This window comes from Candidatus Eremiobacterota bacterium, from assembly GCA_031082125.1.
GTDB lineage: Bacteria > Vulcanimicrobiota > CADAWZ01 > CADAWZ01 > Ess09-12 > Ess09-12.
This window is the reverse complement of record JAVHLM010000004.1, coordinates 133294-154553: the sequence shown is the minus strand read 5'-3', so window position 1 is coordinate 154553 and position 21260 is coordinate 133294. Positions and strand designations below refer to the sequence as shown.

15 protein-coding genes are annotated in these 21260 nt (G+C 54.6%); 5 read left to right on the top strand and 10 right to left on the bottom strand.

What is annotated here, in order from left to right; all coding sequences use genetic code 11:
* Nucleotides 1-12: 12 nt before the first annotated feature.
* Together RDV48_06325 and RDV48_06320 are read left to right on the top strand one after the other, a co-directional pair.
* Nucleotides 13-879 (top strand): NAD(+)/NADH kinase, encoded by an 867-nt coding sequence (locus tag RDV48_06325; GenBank protein MDQ7822394.1) that lies wholly within the window; start codon nt 13-15, stop codon nt 877-879.
* A gap of 46 nt (nt 880-925) precedes the next feature.
* Nucleotides 926-2176 (top strand): pitrilysin family protein, encoded by a 1251-nt coding sequence (locus RDV48_06320; GenBank protein MDQ7822393.1) that lies wholly within the window; start codon nt 926-928, stop codon nt 2174-2176.
* Here the strand turns inward: RDV48_06320 and RDV48_06315 are convergent.
* The 7 genes from RDV48_06315 to mpl all read right to left on the bottom strand — a co-directional run bounded on the left by RDV48_06315 (nt 2126) and on the right by mpl (nt 8274).
* Nucleotides 2126-3412, bottom strand: coding sequence for an ABC transporter substrate-binding protein (locus tag RDV48_06315; protein ID MDQ7822392.1), 1287 nt, complete (start codon nt 3410-3412; stop codon nt 2126-2128). The two genes, RDV48_06320 and RDV48_06315, sit on opposite strands and share 51 nt — an antisense overlap.
* 7 nt (nt 3413-3419) lie before the next feature.
* Complete coding sequence (locus RDV48_06310) at nt 3420-4244, bottom strand: rhomboid family intramembrane serine protease (protein MDQ7822391.1); 825 nt, start codon at nt 4242-4244, stop codon at nt 3420-3422.
* A gap of 44 nt (nt 4245-4288) precedes the next feature.
* Nucleotides 4289-5248 (bottom strand): anion permease, encoded by a 960-nt coding sequence (locus RDV48_06305; protein MDQ7822390.1) that lies wholly within the window; start codon nt 5246-5248, stop codon nt 4289-4291.
* A complete protein-coding gene (locus RDV48_06300; GenBank protein MDQ7822389.1) occupies nt 5245-5892 on the bottom strand; it encodes a DUF47 family protein in 648 nt (215 codons plus the stop codon). Before RDV48_06300 ends, RDV48_06305 begins: the two co-directional genes overlap by 4 nt.
* Nucleotides 5889-6458, bottom strand: a complete 570-nt coding sequence (locus RDV48_06295) for a DUF4416 family protein (GenBank protein MDQ7822388.1) — start codon at nt 6456-6458, stop codon at nt 5889-5891. Before RDV48_06295 ends, RDV48_06300 begins: the two co-directional genes overlap by 4 nt.
* A 15-nt stretch (nt 6459-6473) precedes the next feature.
* The gene (locus RDV48_06290; protein ID MDQ7822387.1) at nt 6474-6698 is read right to left on the bottom strand and encodes a hypothetical protein; all 225 of its coding nucleotides are present in this window, start codon (nt 6696-6698) and stop codon (nt 6474-6476) included.
* 163 nt (nt 6699-6861) lie between these two features.
* Entirely contained in the window at nt 6862-8274 is a 1413-nt protein-coding gene (mpl, locus tag RDV48_06285) for a UDP-N-acetylmuramate:L-alanyl-gamma-D-glutamyl-meso-diaminopimelate ligase (GenBank protein MDQ7822386.1), read from the bottom strand.
* Nucleotides 8275-8530: 256 nt separating this feature from the next.
* Between mpl and rapZ the strand changes: the two genes are divergently transcribed.
* Nucleotides 8531-9436: an RNase adapter RapZ gene (rapZ, locus tag RDV48_06280; protein MDQ7822385.1), complete on the top strand. Its 906-nt coding sequence runs from the start codon at nt 8531-8533 to the stop codon at nt 9434-9436.
* Between the two features lie 14 nt (nt 9437-9450).
* Entirely contained in the window at nt 9451-10872 is a 1422-nt protein-coding gene (locus RDV48_06275) for a YvcK family protein (GenBank protein ID MDQ7822384.1), read from the top strand.
* 6 nt (nt 10873-10878) lie between these two features.
* Here the strand turns inward: RDV48_06275 and RDV48_06270 are convergent, their stop codons facing one another.
* On the bottom strand, nt 10879-13389 hold the full coding sequence (locus RDV48_06270) for a hypothetical protein (GenBank protein MDQ7822383.1): 2511 nt from the start codon (nt 13387-13389) through the stop codon (nt 10879-10881).
* Between the two features lie 1719 nt (nt 13390-15108).
* On the opposite strand from RDV48_06270, the gene RDV48_06265 reads away from it, so the two are divergent.
* Entirely contained in the window at nt 15109-16749 is a 1641-nt protein-coding gene (locus RDV48_06265) for a hypothetical protein (protein MDQ7822382.1), read from the top strand.
* 136 nt (nt 16750-16885) lie between these two features.
* Here the strand turns inward: RDV48_06265 and RDV48_06260 are convergent, their stop codons facing one another.
* Nucleotides 16886-19369 carry an HNH endonuclease signature motif containing protein gene (locus RDV48_06260; GenBank protein ID MDQ7822381.1) on the bottom strand — a complete coding sequence of 828 codons (2484 nt, stop codon included), beginning with the start codon at nt 19367-19369 and terminating at the stop codon, nt 16886-16888.
* 245 nt (nt 19370-19614) lie between these two features.
* Nucleotides 19615-21260: hypothetical protein (locus tag RDV48_06255; protein MDQ7822380.1), on the bottom strand; the 1646-nt coding region annotated here is incomplete at its 5' end.

Sequence of the window (21260 nt, the reverse complement as noted above, 5' to 3'; positions counted from 1 at the left end):
CAAGGAGCCGCTATGGAGACTATAACCCTTTACCCCTCGCGGGTGAAAAAAGCCCTCGAGAGCTCTCTTGAAGTGATTGACTGGCTCACGGGGAAAGGTATCAGGGTCTTTCTTCCCGAAGGAGCCGCTCTCTCCACAGGCAGACCCGACCTGGCTTCGACCGATGAAGTCATCAGAAAAGAGAGCGCTTTCGTGGTGAGCATGGGCGGTGACGGTACCCTTTTGAGGGCTGCCAGGCTTGTGGGAGGTACAGAGATACCTCTCCTGGGGATAAACCTGGGAAGCCTGGGCTTTCTCACCGAGCTCCCCGTGGCCTCATGGCAGGATGCCTTTTCACGCCTTCTCCAGGGGGAGTTCGCCGTCGTCGAGAGGATGGTGCTCCACTGCGAGGTAAGAAGAGGTCACGAGAAGGTCTTCAGCGGAAATGCCCTCAATGATGCCGTGATACACAGAGGGAATGTGAGCCGGCTGCTCCATCTCTCGATCCATATAAACGGCCGCTTTGCAGGCACTTACTCCGCAGATGGTCTTGTCATAGCGTCGCCCACAGGGTCAACGGCATACTCCCTCTCGGCGGGGGGGCCCATAGTGAGCCCCGAAGTGCAGTGCCTCATTCTCACCGCCATATGTCCCCACACCCTCTCGGCAAGGCCGCTGGTAATCTCCGAGAAGGAAAAGGTCTCCGTCAAGGAGTCTCTCCTTGACGGGATAAGCCTCTCACTTGACGGGCATATCAATTTCGTGCTTGCCAGGGACGATGAGATACTGGTGGAGAAAGCCCCGCAGGGTATAAGGTTTGTCCATCTGGAGACGGATTTTTATGCAATAGTGAGAGACAAGCTCAAGTGGGTGGCCCCCCCCGGGGCGCCGCCCTCCTGAGCGCACCCGGTCCCGGCAAGAACGAGCAGCAAGAAAGGTCCTGGAAATGTACAAGAAAACGGTTCTAGACAACGGCATCAAGGTTATCACAGAAGAGATGCCCTTCTTCAAATCGGCCACCATCGGCGTGTGGGTGAACACGGGCTCCAAGGACGAGCCACTCTCAAAGAACGGCATCTCCCACTTCATCGAGCACATGATGTTCAAAGGCACGGCCACGAGGAGCGCCACGGAGATCGCCGAGCTTATGGACAGCGTGGGCGGACAGCTCAACGCCTTCACTGAAAAGGAGCAGACCTGCTATTACGCGCGGGTGATTGACAGGCATGTGCCCATGGCCATTGAGCTTCTGGCGGACATGCTTCTCAATTCCTGCTATGATCCCGAAGAGATTGAGAGGGAGCGCGGTGTGGTTCTTGACGAGGTCCGCCTCTATGAGGACTCGCCTGACGAGTTAATCTTCGACATATTCAACAAGCTCCTGTGGGACGGTCATCCTCTCGGACGCTCCATTCTCGGCACCAAGAAGGTCATCGAGCGGATAAGCCGTGATGACCTTATCGCCCACGTGGAGAAGCACTATGTGGCTGAGAATCTCATTATTGCGGCGGCAGGGAACATCAAGCACAAGGAGTTCCGGAAGCTTGTGGAGCGCTCCTTCCACCGGGCCGGCGAGTGGAAGGGAAGGAAACCCGGCTCCAGGCCCGTGCCGGAGCATGAAAAGAAAAACTATGTGAAATACAAGGACTGTGAGCAGGTTTACCTCATCACCGGTGGGAAGGGCATCTCCCAGAGGGATGATCACAAGTACTGCCTCTCGGTGCTTGACAGCATCCTCGGGGGAAGCATGAGCTCAAGGATTTTTCAGGAGATCCGCGAGAAAAGGGGCCTCGTGTACAACGTGTGCTCTTTCCAGAACTCCTTTTACCATGCGGGCCTTTTCGGACTCTTCGCCGGGACGTCCTATGAAAACCTCTCCAAAGTCATCTCGCTTATGTATCAGATAGTCAAGGAGATGAAAGAGAAGGGCGTCGATTCCAAGGAGCTCGTGCGCGCCAAGGAGCAGCTCAAGGGCACTATCTCCCTGGCCCTGGAAAGCACCTCCAACAGGATGATGAGGCTTGTCAAGTCCGAGATATTCCATGGAAGGCTTGTGCCCCATGAGGAAGTCTTTGAAAAGATAGATGCCGTCACTGTCGATGAATTGTTCTCCCTCTCACAGCAGCTCCTCAACATCGACGGGTATTCAACGGCGATCCTGGGCCCCCTTGAAAAGGGGTTCCAGTTCTCTTTCTGAGGGGGCCTGCTTCCCCGGGGGCTTTACTGAAGATGGCCCCGGGGGGATGATGAGGGAGCCTTGCTTGAGCTTGTCAGGCCACACGAGGACGAAACGGCTCCCCTGGATCTGTTCCACCAGCATCCTGTGGCGGTTCTGGTTGGTATAACCGTCAAAGCTCTCAAATTTCACCTTGCTGTATACTGTCTCTTCATTGGTGGCAAGGAGGCTCTCCCTTATTTTTTCGCTGTCGGCTGTGTGGGCTCTTCTGAAGGCCCCAACAAGCACTTTCGCTGCCACATAGGCTTCGACACTGTGAAAATTGGGCAGGGCTCCCCCGTATTTTTCCCGGAACAGCTTTACGTAAGCCCGGCTTTTTTCGCCGGCAAGATCAGGTGACCACTGGACCACTGTGCAGACCAGGTTGGAAGAGGGGCCGGCCGACCTTATAAATTCATCGATGGTGAATCCCGCGCCGGTGCCCATGAAGATCCTGGGATTGATGCCCATATCCCTTGATTTCTTCATGAGAAAGACGGCGTCGTCAAGGTATGACACCATCACCAGGGCATCGGGATTTTTCTTTTTCACCTGGGCAAGGAGGAGCTCCATCATCGAGGTGTCCCTGGGATCATAGCTTGCCGAGAGCCTTATCTGAAAGCCTTTTCTGGCTGAATACTCCTCGAGGGACTTCATCGTTGAGGAGCCGAAGAGGGAGCTTTCCGCGAGGATGGCTACCGATTTTATCTTCCCCTCCGTGGCCAGGCACTCTGTCACGGTCTCGGCATAGACGCTTGAAGGGGCGTTGATTCTGAAGACCCAGGGGAAGCCCTTCTGCGTGCAGAGGTCAGAGGCCGCAGAGGGGATCAAAATGGGCTTCCTGTGGTAATTTGCGATCTCTATGGCGCTGAAAGTGCATCCGCTGCTGTATGAGCCTATAAGGGCGCATACCTTGTCATCGGTGATAAGCTTCCGTGCCACCTCAGCGGCTTTGTGCTCATCCCCCTCGTCATCTTTCATAAGAAATTCAATCGCCATCGGCAAAGGAGAGCTTTCCTGCTTTAACTCCTCGATAGCCATCTCATAGCCTCTTTTCTGTGCCAATCCAAAGGTGCTGTGGACGCCCGAGAGTGGCAGGATTATGCCTATTTTCGCTGGGGCTGAGGCCTTTTTTGCACATGATACCAGGAGCAGGGAGGCAGCCGACAGTGCAAGCACCGCCATTATCATGAGGAGAGAACTCTTCGATATCTTCATTGTTATTTCACCTCAGCTTGATGAACGATGAGAAAATGAAGCCGCAGGCGAACCCCCCGATATGAGCCCACATGTTGATATTTGACCCGGGCATGATGCCGATCACCACATTTATGCCGAGCCATATCATAAGCTGCGAGATATATGCCGATTCGAATATCTTCTGGCGCACGTTGAGGCCGAAATAGGCGCCAAGCACCCCGAAGAGGGCGCCCGAGGCGCCGGCCGACGGCAGGGTGGGCAGCAGGAAAAAACTCAAGGCATTTCCTGCCAGCCCTGACAACATATAAAGCACAAAGAACTTGAAAGAGCCGAGAATTTTCTCTATAGGCGGGCAGATAATGATGAGGCAGTACGAGTTGAGCAGGAAATGCATGATGTCAACATGGAGGAAGATGGAGGTCACTAATCTCCACCACTGGCCCGCTATGACCGCGGGTGTGTACATGGATCCCATTCTGAGCATGACATTATGGCCGCTTATCTGTTGGAGCACAAGGGTCAGGATATAGCAGACGATATTTATGGCAAGAATAATAGTGCTCACCCTTACAATGTGCTCTTTCATCATCAGAAGTGAGAGGGAGTACTTTTCCTGCATCTCCTTCTGGAGCTCCGAGGAGATCTCGCCTTTCCCGGCGCACGACTCGCAGAGGGGGTTGCACTGGATGGCCCCCTTGCCGTTGCAGAACTTGCAGGTGGTATTTTTTTCGACGCCTGAAGGGAGCGTGATAGAGACAGTGCCTGTACTGTTGCAGTTCGAGCAAGTGACAAAGCCCGAGCCCTTGCACTCAACACACTTTCCGTTCCCTTCGCAGCGCGGACATTTCATAGGTCGCTCTCTTCTCCGTTTCTCCGGGCCCTGCCGCGGCCCTTTTATGATGGCTTCACATAATGCAGGTTGGAAAGAAAAAAGATAATCATGGCAAAAATACATGCGATAAGGGGGGCAAGTCCCCAGGCCACCAGGATCCCTACTAGATTTTTCACTTTAAGGGCCTTGAATCCTCTAATGAAACCGATACCGAGAATGGAGCCGATTATCGCATGGGCTGTTGATACGGGCACCCCGATTACGGCGAAAAAATGGACAGTGAGCGCTTCGGCGAGCACTGCTACAAGTGCAGAAAAGGCATCAAGCTTGATAAGGCCCCTCCCCACCATCATCATTACCCCTTTGCTGAAGGTGGCAATTCCCAGGGCGATGCTCAGTGAGCCGATAAGCGCTGCCGCCCTGGCAGTGAGAAGACCGGAGCTCACGAAGACCGCGGCGATATTGGCGGTGACATTGGCGCCCATGGCATAAGAGGCATAGCACCCTACAATGATCAGGCTTGATCTGAGTAAGGCATCGCGTTGAAAAATGTTGAGGTGAAGTGAATTGTAGATCTTTCCCAGGCCGAGGTAAAGAGGAACGACTATCATTGCAGCGCCCACGGGAGCGCCAAGCCAGCAGAGCACGATCTTGCCCAGGCCATGGAACTCGGCTTTTCCTGTCATGATGCCAATCCCTATGATGCTCCCGACGACGGCCTGCGAGGTGGATATGGGCAGCCTTATCACATTGAGAATTGTGATGGTAAGGGCTGCAGCAACGGTCGATATAATGGCTGTCTGCAGATTCTGCGGCGCGAGGCGGCTCAGGGTCTCTATACCGCGCTCCCCTTCGAGAAGGGCCCCGAGCATACAGAAAAGGGAGGCATATACAACAGCGTTCCAGAACCGGAGCATCCGGGAGGTGACGGCTGTGCCGAATACATTGGCGAAATCCTTGGAGCCGATTGACCACCCGAGAAAAATGCCCCCGAGAAGATAGAAGGGTAACAGCGCCGTCATATCTGCCCTTTAACGCTCGTGATGATGATCCTGTCTGAGACACTCTCGGCGCCGTCAGCGATATCGCCGATCTGAAGGATCAGCTGCTTGAGAAGCACCTTCTCACCTGTTTCGAGGCCCGATTTGAAAATCTTGGTGATGATCCTTCTCTCGAGCTGATCGCAGAAGCTCTCGAGGTGGTCGATCTTTCTTGTGAGCTCCTGGATCCTCTCCCTCTTGTGAAAGAGATCCCTGATGGCTTCAGAGACGATCTTGCAGGACTCGCATGAGTTCTGCAGCAGGTTTTCCAGGTCGGCAATGAGGTCGGCGGGGAGCCTTATGTTCTCGCATTGTATCTGGAAGAGCACTGATTCGAGCTTGTTGGGGATCCTGTCGGCCGTCTCCAGGAGCCCAAGGATGTCGCCGCGCGATTCGGGGAGAAGTGCCTTGCTGTAAAGCTCCATCTCTATCGTGCGCCTCAGGTCATCGAGAGAGGACTCCTCCTTGTGGGTCCTGTTCACCCAGTAGTCGAAATCAGCGCCGGTACCCTTTTCCAGGTAGCATTTCATGCCGGTGCTGAAGCTCTGGGCGCACTCCAGGAAATGCTCCAGGTAGGTTCCTATCATTACCTCGATGCGCTTCTGGCTCTTGAAGAGAAATGTCATTGTGCCCTCTCTTTCGCATCACCTTCAGCTTCTGTGAGCTGCTCGCACAGCGTCAGCCTTATGGCATTAAATATCCCGATGTATCCCGGTGACCGGTAGTCTGGGTAAGTCCAGTGCCAAGGCCGAAAAGTCCTCTTTTCAAACTGGAGGGTCACCTCGGCATAAATGCCCTCCCCGATATAGATCCGGTGAGACCTGTCCTTTGTTGACGCGAGGACCAGCTTGGAGAGGCCTATATAACCGGGATCAATGTTTATCTGGCGCTTCATGCCGCCTCCCTCACCGGGCAGGGAGAATCTTTCCTCTATCCCGATGGCTGAGAGCTTCACCCCGGGGAGCACCGAAGGAAGCACAAGGCGCCTGAAGGCGAAAAATCTTCTTAATAGGCCTGTTCCCATCTCACGCTCATAGTAAGAGGTAAAAGTGAAAGGGATGAAGTCACTCGAGAAGTCCACTGGTCCGTACTGAGGCGTGAGCATTTCCAGGGCCTCGCCGAAATGCTCCTCTCTCTTTCCTATCATCCCCACAATGAGCTTTACAGGCTCAATTGACCTTACCTTACCCATGGTGCAGCGGTGAGATCAAGGCTTTTTCTTCGCCGCGGGCTTTGTCTCCTGGGCTTTGCCGGATTTCTCGGTCATCTCCAGGACCTTGGCATAGGCGGCGGTAATGAACTCCATCACTTCCTCGTTGGTGGGAGTGAATACGGGGACCACGCCTTTCTGCCTTCTCACTGAGAGATCGGTCTCATAGGCGTTAAGCCATGCCGTGGTGATATCCCTTGTTATTTCTACTGGATCTGCCATTGATGCTCTCCTTTCATAATGGTTCAGGTCATTGACAGGATGAACCTCTTAATTATTATACAAGAATAGCGCATTTACCTTCACAGTGACCCTGTGCATGAGGAAGCACTGCCATGAAATAAAAAAGTGGCACCCAGGGGTGCCACTTTTTTCGCTCCGTTTCTTATGCGAGGACTTTGTTCAGGCTTGTGACAAACTTCTCATGGATGGCATCAAAACCGCCGTTTGACATGATAAGTATCACATCGCCTGGCTTGATGGCCGAGGTGACATGCTGCACTATATCATCACTCCGGGAGATGAAAAGGGCATCTTTTCCCTTGTCAACAAGGTCGTTGATAAGCGACTCCGGTGAAAACCTGTCTTCAGGGTGTATCTGCCCCGGGTTGAAGACACCGGCAACGATAACCTTGTCGGCGCCTTCAAAGGAGAGCGCGTAATCCTTCTGAAAGAAGGCTCTTCTGCTTGTATTGGTCCTCGGTTCGAAGATGGCCCAGATCCTTCTCCCCTGATAGCGCGAGCGGATAGCCGCCACGGTCTCCCTTACTTTTGTCGGATGGTGGGCAAAGTCATCTATTATGACGACACCGTCAATGACCGCTCTCACTTCCTGCCTTCTCTTGACCCCTACGAATGTCCTGAGGCCTTCCCTGATCTCTTCAACGGTGAGGCCCTCCCTGTAAAGGAGTGCTATGGCTCCCAGGGCATTCTGAATGTTGTGCCTTCCCGGGAGCCTGGTAATGAAGCTCCCAATCTCCCTGCCTCTGAAAAGGGCTATGAATTCACTGGTTTCCCCGTTCATATAGACTTCGCGGGCAGTCCAGTCGCAGTCGCTGCAGTAACCGTATGTCTCTACCCTGCAGGGGGCCTGTGAAAGGATGTCCTTCACATGGGGGAAATCACCGCAGGCCATAAGGAGGCCCTCAGGGGGGATCAGCCTGGTGAAGCGGGTAAAAGCATCCTTAATATGCTCGATGTCCCTGTATATGTCGCCATGATCGAACTCTATGCTGGTGATGATTGCCGATGAAGGCTGGTAATGGACGAATTTCGGCACTTTGTCAAAGAAAGCTGTCTCGTACTCGTCGCCTTCCACGACGAAATGAGGACCCTGGCCGAGTTTGTAGCTTGACTCAAAATTATGGAGGATGCCTCCCACGAGGAACCCGGGGTCCCTTCCGGCGCTCTGGAGAATCCAGGCAAGTATCGAGGATGTGGTGGTCTTTCCGTGGGTGCCCGCAACGACCAGGGACTTCTTTCCTTTGAGAAAATACTCCTTGAGTGCCTGCGGAAAGGACATGTAGGGGATTCCTCTTTCCATAACGGCCTGTATCTCAGGGTTCCCGGACTTGATGGCATTCCCTACTATCACCATGGAGGGTTCGTCATCAACGTTCTCAGGCTTGTAGCCGTTCTTTATGGTAACGCCCATCTGCTCAAGCTGGGTGCTCATGGGGGGGTATACATTCTGATCAGAGCCTGTGACCTCATATCCTGCCAGCTTGAGGAGCCCTGCGAATGATCCCATTCCCATACCGCATATGGCCGTGAGATGGACATGTTTCTTCTCTTTCATAAAACCTCCCGTTTCTGTGTGCTAGTAGTATCCAATCCCGCCCGGTTTTTACAAAGCGCCTTGCCGCATGGGGGCCTCTGTATTTATTTCATTTTAACAGATAATAATTTCATTTGTATTAAGGGAAGGTTACAAATTGATAACAATCCGGCGGGAACAGACATTTTTCAAACCTGTCCCCGTCACTTTAGGATCTGTAGAGGAAGATGGTATCTCCGCATATAATATAATAAAGGAAAAATGGCAGGCGGTTCCCATGGAAGAAAGAGACACACCACAGGAAAAAGCTGAGAAAAAGGAGACCACCCTCGGCGAGATCATAATTATAACCGGCCTTTCCGGCGCGGGGAAAAGCCTTGCCCTCAAGTGCTTTGAGGACCTGGAGTTCTTCTGTGTTGACAATCTTCTCCCCGCGCTGATCCCAAAGTTCGTGCAGCTCTGCGCCGCGTCGGACCTCAATCAGATTGCCCTGGTCATCGACATAAGGGGAAGGCGCTTTTTCAAGGAGCTCATCTCTGCCCTCAAAGAGATCCCCGATTACGGCTTCAGATACCAGATTCTCTTCCTGGAAGCCTCCGATGAAGTGCTCGTGAGGAGGTTCAGCGAGACGAGGAGAAGGCATCCCCTGGCTCTGAAGGGACGGCTTCTTGACGGGATCAGCTTTGAAAGGAAGCAGCTTGAGGAAATCAAGGCCCTCGCCGACAGGATAATAGATTCGACCTCCCTCTCGCCCAGCCAGCTCAAGCGCGAGCTTACCAGCCTGGTGGTGCCCGCTGATGAGACCTATCCCCTTAACATCAGCATAGTGACCTTCGGCTTCAAGTTCGGCATCCCTCTCGATATTGACCTGCTCTACGACGTGAGGTTTCTCCCCAATCCCCACTATATCGCCGAGCTGCAGAATCTCTCAGGCAACAATGATGCCGTAAGGGATTATGTCCTGAGCCATGGCCAGACCCAGGCCTTTCTCCAGAAGCTTTTTGATTTCAATGAATACCTCATGCCCCAGTACGTGCTCGAGGGAAAATCCAGCCTCACCATCGGTGTGGGCTGCACGGGGGGGAAGCACCGCTCAATAGTCATAGGAAACGAGCTGGCCAAGTTCCTTGAAGGCAGAAATTACCGGGTCCATGTTGAATACCGGGATCTGAAGATATCTTAAGCAGCAGGGGCGCAATGGGATCGTTCATCAGGTTTCTCAAGTGGCTCTCGCCTGGAATGAGGATTAAGCGGTGGATTTTTCTTTTCTGGCTGGGCCTGTGTATCTTCTCCCTTGGCTTCATCCTGCTGGCAAATATAAGGACCCCTATAAACATTGAGCTCGGGATAGTTGATTTCTTCTATAACAGGCTTGGCATAAGGATATCATCGGCAGCGGTGGACATATTCTTTGTCTTCCTTGGGATATTCCTGATGATCCTGGCGATGAGGAAGTGGTTCAAGTCAATCTATAACGTGATTATGCCCTATGAAGAGAAAAAGCTTGTAGAGATCCTCTACGAGAAAAGGCAGCTTGAGACCGGCTACCGGATCGTGGCTCTCGGCGGGGGCACAGGGCTCTCAACGCTTCTGAGGGGCGTCAAATGCTACACCAACAATATTACGGCCGTCGTCACCGTGTCTGACGACGGTGGAAGCTCGGGGCGCCTGCGCAGCGAGCTCGGGATGCTCCCGCCCGGTGACATCAGGAACTGCCTTGTGGCCCTGGCCCGTGACGAGTCAACGCTTTCATCGCTTTTTCAATACAGGTTTTCAAACGGTAACGGCCTGGAAGGCCACAGCTTCGGCAACCTCTTCCTGGCAGCCCTCAACAACATAGCCGGGGACTTTGAAAAAGCGGTGAAACTCTCAAGCAAGATCCTCTCCATCAGGGGAAGGGTCTTTCCCGCAACCCTTCAGACCTCTGTGCTCTGCGCCGAGCTTGAATCGGGCGAGGTGATAACCGGTGAGTCCAATATTCCAAAGAACAATGGGAAGATAAGGAGAATCTACCTTAAACCTGAAGGCCATAAGCCTCTCCCCGAGGTGCTCCAGGCCATCAGAGAGGCCGAGGCCATCATACTTGGCCCGGGCAGCCTTTATACCAGCGTCCTTCCGAACCTGCTGGTATCGGACATGGTGGAAGCCATCAGAGAGTCAGGTGCACTCAAGATTTATGTCTGTAATGTGATGACACAGCCCGGTGAGACCACCGATTTCTCCGCGTCGGATCACCTGAAGGCCCTCTTCCGCCACAGCGCTCCCCATCTTGTGGATTATATCATTATCAATAATGAGATGCCCCGCAGGCATCTCGCGAAATATGAAGCCGAGGGAGCATACCCGGTGAAGCCCGATGGAGAGGAACTCAGGAAGCTTGGTGTTGAAGTGATTGCGGCGCCTCTTATTGAAGAGCCTGATCTGGCTCAGACTGATATCTGCGTTGAAATCGGAAGCTCATGCCCTTACACCGGCACCGGTGCCGACCTTGTGCGGCACGATCCCAGGAAGCTCTCAGATCTTATCATCAGGATCATCACGGAGAAAAAAGTGAAAACCTTTACCCGCTACAAGCCCGGTGAAAGCTGGAAGAGGCTCATGGGCTTCCTGGAGCGGTGATTTCTCTCAGGGGGTTCCGGTCTCAAGGTCAATGGCAAATTTCCAGAGTTCCAGGATGCGGTGGCCCAGGGCGCCTTTCTTTACATTCCCGGTATCTGCTGCATCAGGGGTGATGCCCATCTCGTCAAGTATGGCTGCTCTTGTCACCGTCAGCACATCTCCAGAGACGGCGTAGGCCGCCCTGTCAGATGAATACCTTGAAGTTCTCAGGAACTCCTGGGCACTCGTTTCACCGGCGAGGACAAGGCCGAGTACTTTCTTTACCGTGTCATAAACGAGAGGATAGTGCCGCAGGCTCTCAATATTATCCAGGATTTTTTCAAGAATGGTTCGCCTGAGCCTCTTCTGCTTCAGGAGGCGGATCATGAAGATAAGGGGAGCCTTCAGAAAATCACTGAAGCTTATCAGCTTGCTCTCCACGAACTTCACAAGCTTCTCAATATGCTCGTTGATGATCCTGTCAATCTCCTCTATTCTCTGGAAGTAGTGAAAATGGTTCAGGACGCAGTGGGAAAGGCCCATGGCAAAAAGGCAGCCGGCCATGTCAGAAGACAGGTCACCCCTTGCATGCCTGTTTATCACCGCGTAATTTTCATCATCACCCTGGAAGACCTTCATGTAAAAGTCATCAATGCCTGTGTATTCCTTGAAAATAACATTGAGGGGCCCGAAAAGGTTCACTGTTGCATCGAGATATGACTTATAAATATTCTCAGCTTCAGGTCCCGGCAATGAGCAGGCCGCCAGCAGCAATTCGTGCTCCTTTGACAGCTCATACGTGACGGGGGGCTTCCCTATTTTCGTCGCGGTGAGGTCAAGTTCTTCGCGGGCTTTGCTCTCGTCAGGGTGGATACACAGCTCCAAAGTAAGGGCGCGGGCCTTATCGGAACAAAAAGGCTTCGTCACTGCGTCTTCCATCAGAAATGTGGAGATATTTTCCACGATAGCGGCGGCATTGCTCATCGAGCTTCTCTCGAAGTAAGTCCTCATCTTGCTGAGAATGTCCGGATCATAATAAAATCTCTCCCAGGTCGCCCTCAAGACCAGGTAATAGCGGGCATTATCGCCCATTTCCCAGAGCGCTCCGAGCTTTTCCTTGCTGGCCTTGTAATTGCCGGGCTGGAGGGCGAGAATCTTATCATAGTAATCAACAGCAGCGGCGTAGTTATTCACCCGTTCATGGTAAATCGCGGCAATATCCCAGTAAAGGGCAACCTCTTCTTCCTTTTTAAGCTTCTGGTCAAGAAGCTTAAAAAGCACGCCCAGGGCTTCTTCGTACCTGCCGAGCTTTTCCAGGCACTCCCTGCTTCCTTCGAGCCCATCGCGGTTTGACGGGGCAAGGACCAGGGCATTGTTGAAGCATTCCAGCGCCTCCAGGGGAGCATTGTAGTCTTTCAGGAACGTGTTCCCCACCGTGAGGTATTCATTCACCGCAGGCTTATAGAGTAGTATCTCTTTTGCCATGGTGAGCTCCTCGAGGGAGAGCTTCTGGCCTTTTTCCCTTATGAAGAGCATCTCCCTCAGCTCTGAGATAGCAGTCCTGTCATCCTTGTGAGTGCGGAGCTGAAGTATGAAATATCTCCGGGCCTCGGTATAATCCCTTTTTGCCTTGAAGAAAAAGGCGATCCTGCTCAAGGGGTAGTGGCTGTCCTCGCCGTATCCTTCCTGCGCGGATTCCTCGTAGGCTTTGATTGCCTCGGCACTCTTTTTCCGGCTTTCATAGAAGAGGCCCAGATGATAGAGAAGGGCACCCCTGGGCAGCAGATTTCTCTCGAGAGAGGTTTTATACACCTCTTCTATGGCATCATCGATGGTTTCGTCCTTGCGCATGAAGACCGAAGCAAGGTAAGAGGTATTCAGGTCATCTTCCCTGTCATTCTGGTAAGCAAGAAGGCAAATATCGAGGTGCTTCCATCGCTCCTTCCCAAGAGCCCGGTAAGTATGGGCGAGCTGCCTGACCAGGGCTCTGTCCCTCTGGCGGAGATTGTAGACTTTCTCATAGACCTTAAGGGCCTCATCGTCAGCCCTGCCGCCTGCCAGGTAAAGGTTGCAGAGGGTGAAGAGATGCTTTTTCTGCGGCTCAAGCTCAACAAGCCTCTCCAGGACGTGGGAGAGGGCTTCCAGGTCATTTTTCCCTGTATAGTGGTCTCTCAGCCACAGCAGGAGATCGAGCCTTACTTCACGGTCCTTGAGGTGCGGGTTTTCCAGGATTCTCTCGTAGAGAGCGCTCTGCATCTCTGCCTTGCCCCCGCATTCGAGTGCAATGGTCAGCTGCCTCAGAGCCTGCCATGACCCCGGGTTCTCCAGCAGATATTCGTTCAGGATCGCAATGGCCTTCTCCCATCTCTGGTCTTTCACGTAGAGCATCCCCAGCGTGAGAAACTCCCTGCTCTCGAGCTTCCCCGATGCCATGATTCCTTCCATTATGGCAATCGCGTCGCTGTAGCACCCGTTTTCTATAAGGCCCTGGATCTCCGGGCGGTCTGAGGCCGGGCATCCATCAGCTACATTCCTCATGGCGTGACCTCCACTTTATTCCATAGTTCCAGTCACAGGCGGGGCGAACTGGTCTCTGTCTCCCGATGAGCCGGAGCCCCGGGAGATCTCGTTTCTTTTATGAAATATTCGCATTTTGTGGGAACTCTCCTTCGCTCACGGGGGGAAACTTGCGCCATTTGTTAAAAAATACTGAATAATTTGGCGAAAAGCTTAACATTTTGGAAATCAAGAGGCAAGAATTTCAGCTTTTTTTCAGAAGAGATTCATATATTTTTCATTGTTATCCCTTATAATCATGGTAGAAGGAAAAGGCACATGGGCCGATCTGAGAATCGACCCGCAGTGGTTTCTACCCGTGCTCCGGGGGAGGCTCCTGTTCCGTCCGGCCTTTCGGGGCCGCAGGAACGGAGGTGACGCCGGGAGAATAAGCGTACCTCGGGCGTGGTATGCTGAGTAACGTCATTATGGTGAGAAGGCCTGGCAAAGGAGTGTGAGCAGATGTCAGATGATAACGTGGAAAAGGTGGATGAAGTAAAAAGCTCATCAGGGAGCAGCTCCTCGAGAGAGGTCTATACCCCTCCGGCGCGCACCGCGCAGGAGAGTTCAGGATCATCGGCGGCCGGCATTGAAAGCAAGGCGAGGGCTGGCGAAACAGCGGGGCTTGGAAGGTCGGAGCAGGCAAGAGAAGCTTTCAGGCCCAGCAGGGAGCTCAGTGCAAGTGACAGCCGGGATGCCACGCAGACCGCTGAAGATGGGTCACCACTGAGCAGTTTTGCTTCGGCCTGGAACGGCGCCCTCGACCGGAGGACTTCGCCGAACCAGAGGCCGAACCAGAGACCGAATCAGACTCCGAACCAGGGTCCTAACCAGACGCCGAATCAGGGTCCTAACCAGACACCGAATCAGGGGCCGAACCAGACGCCGAACCAGGGACCTAACCAGACGCCGAATCAGACTCCGAATCAGGGTCCTAACCAGACGCCGAACCAGGGGCCGAATCAGACTCCGAATCAGGGGCCTAACCAGACACCGAATCAGGGGCCGAATCAGACACCGAACCAGGGTCCCAACCAGACACCGAACCAGGGGCCGAATCAGACGCCGAATCAGGGGCCGAATCAGACGCCGAATCAGGGGCCTAACCAGACGCCGAATCAGGGGCCGAATCAGACGCCGAACCAGGGTCCCAACCATCCGCCGCATCACCCGCCGGGGCCTGGGCCTAATCAGGGTCCCAATCAGACTCCGAACCAGGGTCCCAACCAGACTCCGAATCAGGGTCCCAATCAGACGCCGAACCAGGGTCCTAACCAGACACCGAACCAGGGTCCTAACCAGACGCCGAATCAGGGTCCTAACCAGACTCCGAACCAGGGTCCTAACCAGACTCCGAATCAGGGTCCTAACCAGACTCCGAACCAGGGGCCTCACCATCCGCCGCATCACCCGCCGGGGCCTGGGCCTAATCAGGGTCCCAATCAGACACCGAATCAGGGGCCTAACCAGACGCCGAATCAGGGGCCTAACCAGACGCCGAACCAGGGTCCCAACCAGACTCCGAATCAGGGTCCTAACCAGACACCGAATCAGGGGCCTAACCAGACACCGAATCAGGGGCCTAACCAGACACCAAATCAGGGGCCTAACCAGACTCCGAACCAGGGTCCCAACCAGACACCAAATGTGAAGCCCAATGATAAGCCTAATGAAAATGCGGCAGACAAGCAGATTGATCAGATGATCAAAGACCTGAAGAGCCAGGTGCAGATGCTTTCACAGATGGTAAATATGCTCTCTGCAAACAAGGGGAATATGGATCAAACCCAGTTCAACCAGATGGTGCAGATGGCAGGCGGTCTTGTAAATATGATGGACTTTCAGGTAAAAGGCGTGGAGCAGATGATGAAGATGCAGCGCCAGAACAACCAGGGAACGAATCCGCAGCCCGCACCGCAGCCTGCACCTCCCCCTGGTGGTGGCGGCTATAAGCCTCAGCCTGCTCCGCCTTCAGGTGGTGGTCAGCCTCAGCCTTTGCCGCAGCCGATGCCTCAACCTATGCCGCAGCCTCAGCCTTTGCCGCAGCCGATGCCTCAACCTACGCCGCAGCCTCAGCCATTGCCTCAACCCACACCGCAGCCCACACCGCAGCCCACACCGCAGCCGCAGCCTACACCTCCTCCAGGTGAGCAGCCGCCTACGCCCCAGCCGACACCGCAGCCTACGCCACAGCCGACGCCGCAGCCGACGCCGCAGCCTACACCTCCTCCGGGCCAGGATCCGCCGCGCACACAGCCAGGCGTCCCTGTGAATATTACTCAGCAGGAATATAACCAGCTCAACCAGAACCGGCTGCCTTCAACGCGGCAGGATGACAGGAACGGGAACAGAGTCGATGACAGGGTTGAAGCCCTTCAGTACACCCAGCAGCTTGGCTCCACCCTGGGCCTTCCCCCCAACGTGAAGCCTCAGGACATAAGAATATCCGATGCCAACAGAGACGGGAAGTTCAACCCCGGGGATACCCTCTATTACAAGGACGGGGATACATTCAAGAAAATAGTTCTCTCTGATCAGAATGTCAATGACATCAACAAGGTCCAGCAGGGTATCCAGGCATCATCGGCCCTTGGCCAGTCAGTCCAGAGCGGGAGAGTGGGATTCAACGGGGATATGAATAACCAGCAGTATGATCCGCGCTATTGGAAGGAAGTACCAAATCCCTTGAATCCGGAGAAGAAGATGTACGCCGTGAGGACTGAAGGCGCCGACGGAAGAGCCGGTACGGCTGATGATGTCTCGCCTTCGCAGGCCGTCAGGAGTATGTTTGAAGGGAATGGCAGATATCAGGCCGATTGTGCCACACCGGTCCATATGGCCGGCATGTATGAGCAGCTTCTCCAGATGGGCGATGAAGCCTTCAACAGGCAGTATCCCAACCTGATGATGAACGGGTGGCACAAGTATTCCGACAATACAGGCGGCCGCATCGATGACAGGGGAAGCCAGGACTACCGTGCAATACCTGACCCGTTGAAGGTCCAGGCACCCAAGCCCGGCGGAGGAACCGAGGAGCGCCAGTATGTTGATGCCGACAAGAACAAGGACTTGAGCAAGATCCTGAGGCCCAATGATTACGTCTATTTCAGGAACCCCGACCCTGCCCACAACGGCCAGGCCACCCAGGGTGAGAATACCAGGTTCATGGGGTATGATCCCCAGGGCAGGCCCCAGTTCTCCTGCAATCCCAGCGGCGTCGTGACGGCCGAGCGGGTGCAGATACCAGACTCACAGCCACCTCAGTATACATGGGGAGTAAGGCTCGGCGAGTTCGGAAACAATTACTGGTACATGGATCCCACGGTGGGGCACGCCCAGTAGTCCCGGGATACAGAATTGAAAAGGGGCAGCCTGCACGTGAGGCTGTCCCTTTATTTTTATAACAGGACCATTTTCGCATGGTGTCCCCCCAAAAAATCGGGGGCAGGTAGCCTGCTCTTGAGTATAAGAGCGCTGCTTATGCAGACCTCATAAGCTCCGTGTTTTTCAATCTTATCCCTCTCTCATATGCCAGGAAGGGATTATTCTCTGAGAGGGAGCCAAAAGCTAAGGTAAGGCAGTGAGGCGCATGGCCCCTTATGGTGAGAGTCCTGAGATTGTGAAGAATATGGAGATGGTGAGCCTCGCAGAGCGTGATGAGATTCCAGGGATCATCGCTGCCGCCCTGGGAGCGCCTGATGATGTGGTGAACGTGTAAGTTCCTGCGGCAGCGGCAGCCGGGGACCTGGCAGCGGAACCGGTCGCGCTTCAGTATTTTATGGTGATGGGCAGCATTGGGGAAGTGCCCCTCTGTGGCGAGGTAGTCTGCGAGGAGGGCGGCAAGGAATTTTTCTTCGGGGTTGATGAGGCTTTCGGCGCCTTCCACCTGGGAGAGCCTGGCGAGAAAGATGTGGGCCGCGAGGTTCCAGAGCACCTCAAGCTCCCGGGGGAGGAAGAACTTGATCATCATGGCGCCCTTCACTGCCCGGAAGGGGTCTTGTGATGAGAGGATGTCCCTGAGAAAGACCTCCTCGGGGCTCTCACCCCGGGGAATGGTGCAGGCTTCCCGGGCTTTTTCCAGTGACTGATGACACGAGCACAGGGCATTTTCGCATCCTTGCCCATGAGGTGCCTGCTTCTCCCCATTGCATGCCCCCGCATAGAGATGATCGCTCCCCGACCGATTTCCGAGGCCCGCACACAGCCTGGAGTTTTTTTCAATTTTCTTGGATGCCTCGGCGGCGCGCAGCTCATCGACATCGCTGAAATACTTCCAGGGCACATCAAAGCGCCTGTCGCGGGAAGCGACGAGTTCCTCGTCGTCTGACTCAAGAGGCCACGAAGGATTGAGGGAAGGGCCTGTGTACCAGGACCCAGTCCTTATGATGTCCTGCACCTCCTCCGGCAGGTCGTGAAACCTTTCGTCGGTGACGTAGCGGAAGCCGGGAAGGAGCGCATAATTGTGGGGGACCAGGCAGTCATACTCCAGGATCCGGGCGACACGCCCCGCCTCTTCCCTGAGATCAGCCGTGGGCACGCTCGCGGCATAGGCAATCCATTGCGATTCATTCCTGGAGTCCACGAGGGGGAGGATGAGGCGTGCCTGCTCCCTGGTGATGACACCTTTCCTGAAGGCGTCTTCAGTGAGGGAGTGGCGCCGGAAGCCCTCGGCGAGCCTGATGAGCTGGCGGGTCTGGGCCATCGAAAAGCCGCAGCGCTCCCCTGCATAGTCCTCGATGAACTCATAGCCGAGAAGGCGGTGGAGCTGCCTCTCGTCCAGGGCCCGGAGCAGCATTCCCGCGGCCACGTCGAGCCTCTGACGGATGGAGGCGGCCCTGATGAGCCTCCCCGCAATCGCCCTTGCGGAGCTCCCGGCGTCTCTTCCCGGCCGGGCCTCTTCCAGCCACGACGGGAAATGGATGCTCCAGGGCTGCTCCCAGGGAGAGCTGAAGGAAAGGCCTCCGAAGGCATGCCCGACAACCTCATCGGGATCGCTCACACGCCGGTTTCTCATCCTCCTTTTCAGGAGGGGCACCCGTGAGAATATGGGGCGATTCCCCTCGCTATCGAGGGCCGGGAGCTCCGGGGCGGCTTTCCCCGAGGCCAGGAAATTGGCGAGGAGCGCCTCGACAAATCCTGAGACAGGCCCGTCATAGTGCTCTTTGTCCCGGAAGAGGGAGAGGGCGAAGTCCCAGGTGAGGGCAAGGGAGGGCGGCACGCTGAAATACATCATCGTGCCCTCAGCCTCGTCACCGTGCGCATCATCGCACGCCCCGCCCGCTGCGCGCAGACTTCCTTCAGAACCGGGAGCCCCATCGGCCTTCCCTTCAGCGAGGGCCCTTTTCACTTCCTGCTCAAGGCCGCACAGGGAGCGCTCCTTTGCAATGGCGAGCCACCAGGACTCATTCTCAGGCGTTGCGACCCTCGAGAGATGCCTGAGAGCGCTCTTTGCGATTTTTCCATGCAGATATGCCTCACGGGTGAGGGGCAGCGCCTTGAGCAGCTCGAAGTTGTGCATCAGCTCCGACGCGGTGCGCCCCGAGAAAGAGAGATGCTCCGTGGCGAAGGTCCCCATGGAGCGGTATCCTAACTGATCAACCCCTTTCGTTTTAAGAGTGACGAGAAGGCCGCCGAGTGCAAGATCAAGTGCCAGGCGGCCGCGGACTGCCTCACAGAGGGTGAAATCAATCATGGAAGCCCGTTCTTCCCTGTCGATGGAGCCGAAGGAGATATCCTCCGTGATCTTCTCCGCTTCGGGGATGAGGCCTTCCCTGGTGATCTTGACAAGGTGCTCCGGCCTGCATGGGGTCCCTTCGGGAATCTCATAAGGCTCGGGGAGAAGGAGCATGTCCTCAAGTTCCTGAGAAGAGTCCTGAGAAATCAAAGTGTCATTGAGGTGAAGAAGCTCCTCTTCATCAGGGAGGAACATAGAGTGAATGGGATGGGTCACAAATGTATCCATGTGATAATTATAGCATACTGGAAGGCAGATTGCAAATAGAGCACATAGTAAAAAGCTCATAGTATAAGGCTTTCAAGACTATCGCAGGATGCCCGCTGGAGAACAAAAGGAGGTAAAGATGACAAAAATGACTCCAATGGGCTTTAACGGCTGTCAAAAGGTGCTTTCAGGCTTCTCCTGCCCATTTTGCAGGGAGGGCAGATATACAGGCATGCATAAATGATTTTTGAAAATTTCCAATAGAGCTACTGGTAGATTTTCACCGCTGCAAGCATCTCCTTGTAGGAAGGCATAATCCTCTGGGTCAGCTCGCGGAAAGACTCCAGGTGTTCAAGCCGCTCCTTGACCAGGAGCTTCATGGCGACCGAGGAGAACTCAATCCAGTCTTCCGAGGCCATAAAACTCTGTCCCTTGTGACGGAACGTCACTCTGGTGCGCATCACCACTTCCCTTCCCGCGTTCTCACACTCAGGGCAGCAGCTCATTTTTTTGAAGACCTGGCAGCCGCAGTGGGGGCATTCCCTTGTGAAGCGTATGTTTGATTCCTCGTAAATCTCGTAAGGGTCTTTTGAAGAGAGCTTCTCGGGATCGAAGGTTATTTCGTCCACCTCTTCAGACTGCCTGTTTCTCTTTCCGAAGACGTCCCTTCTCATCCTCACGGCCATTCCGCTTGATAGTACTCTCTCTGCATGAAGGGAAGGTTCTTCCCCTCTCCCTGCAATATGCACTGCAGCAGGGCCTGCTCCCTGCTGGCTCGCGGCGGGTCCTGAAATTGCAGGCCTGGCACCCGTGCCTGAGATGCCCTCCGCTGACTCCGGTCGTGTAAAAGTCATCCCCGTGGTGATGCTTTTTTTTGTCTGGGCTTCGACTTGATTAAGAAGTGAAGGCTCCATGCCAAGAGCTTTCATAAGATCCATGAAGCGGGACTGGCCCCGGGCCGTTGAGGTGGCTTCCCTGAAACAATCGTAAAATTTTGTTTTAAGCTCATTATCCTTGTCCACATTGTCAATGAAATGCTTGAAAAAGCTTTTCCCTTTTGTGCTGAGGATGGCATCGTTCATCACGTCAAAAAGGGCATCGCGGCTTGATGGATTCCTGAACAGCGCCTCAAAAGTGCCCTTCAACGATTTTCTGGAGTTTTCACCCGCAGAGATCTGTGTGAGCGTTCTGAGGAACTCCTCGCGGACCTCATTGGAGCTCCTTATTCCCTGGAAGAAAGATTCGAGAACCCCGCTTCCCTGCGCCCCTTGTGCAGATTGTGAGAGCATGGCAAGGAAAGAATCCCTCACTTTCGGCTCGCTTCTCACAATGCCGAAAAACTCCATGAGCTGCCCTCTCCCTGCATCACCTGCCGGCAGTCTTGAGAGCGAGATCATGAAGCCGAGAGAAAGCTTTTCATCGGAGGCCAGCTTCTGGTAAAGGAGCGAGAGGGCCTGGTTGTTCTGGGGATTTTTAGCCGCCTTGTTGAGAAAAGCCATGAAGCCTTCCCTTACCTCGGCATTTTCTGACGATCTTACCAGGAATTCCCCCATTGCAGACTGGCCATGGGTTTTTTCGAGAGACTGTGCCATAGTCTTGAGCAGGGAGCCCTGGAGAGCCGGGTCCTGCTCGGCGGCACGGAATTCAGCGGCAAGTGCCTCACGTCCTTCAGATGATCTTGATGCTGAGAGCTTGAGGCGCATTTCCTGGGCGGCAAGCTCGGGATCAGCAGCAGTTGTGGCATAGTATTCATTAAGCGCCTGGCGCCCTTCGGGGGTCTTCGCACCCGAGGCCCTGATGCCGAGCTCCGATGCGGCAAGGCCGGGGTCCTGGGCTGCCTGCTGGTTAAACTCCCGGAGCGCCTGGCGCCCTTCGGGGGTCTTCGCACCCGAGGCCCTGATGCCGAGCTCCG

Coding starts and splice junctions, on each gene's coding strand:
- RDV48_06325 (MDQ7822394.1), top strand. CDS start 13: ATGGAGACTATAACCCTTTACCCCTCGCGGGTGAAAAAAGCCCTCGAG.
- RDV48_06260 (MDQ7822381.1), bottom strand. CDS start 19,369: ATGGATACATTTGTGACCCATCCCATTCACTCTATGTTCCTCCCTGAT.
- RDV48_06305 (MDQ7822390.1), bottom strand. CDS start 5,248: ATGACGGCGCTGTTACCCTTCTATCTTCTCGGGGGCATTTTTCTCGGG.
- rapZ (MDQ7822385.1), top strand. CDS start 8,531: ATGGAAGAAAGAGACACACCACAGGAAAAAGCTGAGAAAAAGGAGACC.
- mpl (MDQ7822386.1), bottom strand. CDS start 8,274: ATGAAAGAGAAGAAACATGTCCATCTCACGGCCATATGCGGTATGGGA.
- RDV48_06310 (MDQ7822391.1), bottom strand. CDS start 4,244: ATGAAATGTCCGCGCTGCGAAGGGAACGGAAAGTGTGTTGAGTGCAAG.
- RDV48_06265 (MDQ7822382.1), top strand. CDS start 15,109: ATGATCAAAGACCTGAAGAGCCAGGTGCAGATGCTTTCACAGATGGTA.
- RDV48_06315 (MDQ7822392.1), bottom strand. CDS start 3,412: ATGAAGATATCGAAGAGTTCTCTCCTCATGATAATGGCGGTGCTTGCA.
- RDV48_06270 (MDQ7822383.1), bottom strand. CDS start 13,389: ATGAGGAATGTAGCTGATGGATGCCCGGCCTCAGACCGCCCGGAGATC.
- RDV48_06320 (MDQ7822393.1), top strand. CDS start 926: ATGTACAAGAAAACGGTTCTAGACAACGGCATCAAGGTTATCACAGAA.
- RDV48_06275 (MDQ7822384.1), top strand. CDS start 9,451: ATGGGATCGTTCATCAGGTTTCTCAAGTGGCTCTCGCCTGGAATGAGG.
- RDV48_06295 (MDQ7822388.1), bottom strand. CDS start 6,458: ATGGGTAAGGTAAGGTCAATTGAGCCTGTAAAGCTCATTGTGGGGATG.
- RDV48_06290 (MDQ7822387.1), bottom strand. CDS start 6,698: ATGGCAGATCCAGTAGAAATAACAAGGGATATCACCACGGCATGGCTT.
- RDV48_06300 (MDQ7822389.1), bottom strand. CDS start 5,892: ATGACATTTCTCTTCAAGAGCCAGAAGCGCATCGAGGTAATGATAGGA.